Below are 666 nucleotides of genomic sequence, written 5' to 3'. Positions count from 1 at the left end.
CCGACAGCGCGGGCAGCACCGCGCCCAGCGTCGCCTCATCATCGACGTCAAGCGTCCTCGCGAGCGATTCAAGATCCTCGCGCTCCACGGCCTGCCAGAACCACGCGTCCACCTCGTCGCGGATACCGGCGTCGATTCCGGCCGTGTCGGCGGACTTCTCGATCCAGTAGCGCTGCCGCTGGAACGGGTAGGTCGGCAGATCGACCCTGGTGGTCTCGAGGCCGTGGAACGCCGACTGCCAGTCGACGACGGACCCGTGCACATGCAGCCGCGCCAGCGCCATGGTCAGGGCCACTGCCTCCGGGCGGCCCTTGCGCAGCACCGGCACGACCACGGGCGCCGCGTCGGGCTCGGCCCATTCCGCCAGGCAGTCCTGCGTCATCGCCGCGAGCACACCGTCTGGGCCCACCTCGAGGAAGGTGGTCACGCCCTGGGCTTCGAGCGCCCGCACACCGTCCGCGAACCGCACGGCCGCACGGACGTGCCGCACCCAGTACTCCGGCGAGCACACCTCCGCGTCCGCCACCTTGCCGGTGACATTGGAGACGAGGTCGATGGAGGGCGGCGCGAACGACAGGCGTTCCACGACACGCCGGAAGTCATCGAGCATCGCGTCCATGCGCGGCGAGTGGAAGGCGTGGCTCACCTTTAGGCGCCGGGTCTTAC

Annotated in this window: 1 protein-coding gene; it reads right to left on the bottom strand. The window is 70.1% G+C overall.

The window, feature by feature from the left end:
• Positions 1 to 666, bottom strand: a 666-nt coding sequence (locus VT50_RS38115; RefSeq protein ID WP_143645420.1) for an acyltransferase domain-containing protein, incomplete at both ends; no start/stop codon positions are given.

The organism is Streptomyces antioxidans (assembly GCF_000968685.2).
Taxonomy (GTDB): domain Bacteria; phylum Actinomycetota; class Actinomycetes; order Streptomycetales; family Streptomycetaceae; genus Streptomyces; species Streptomyces antioxidans.
This window is presented reverse-complemented; position numbering and strand designations above follow the sequence as displayed.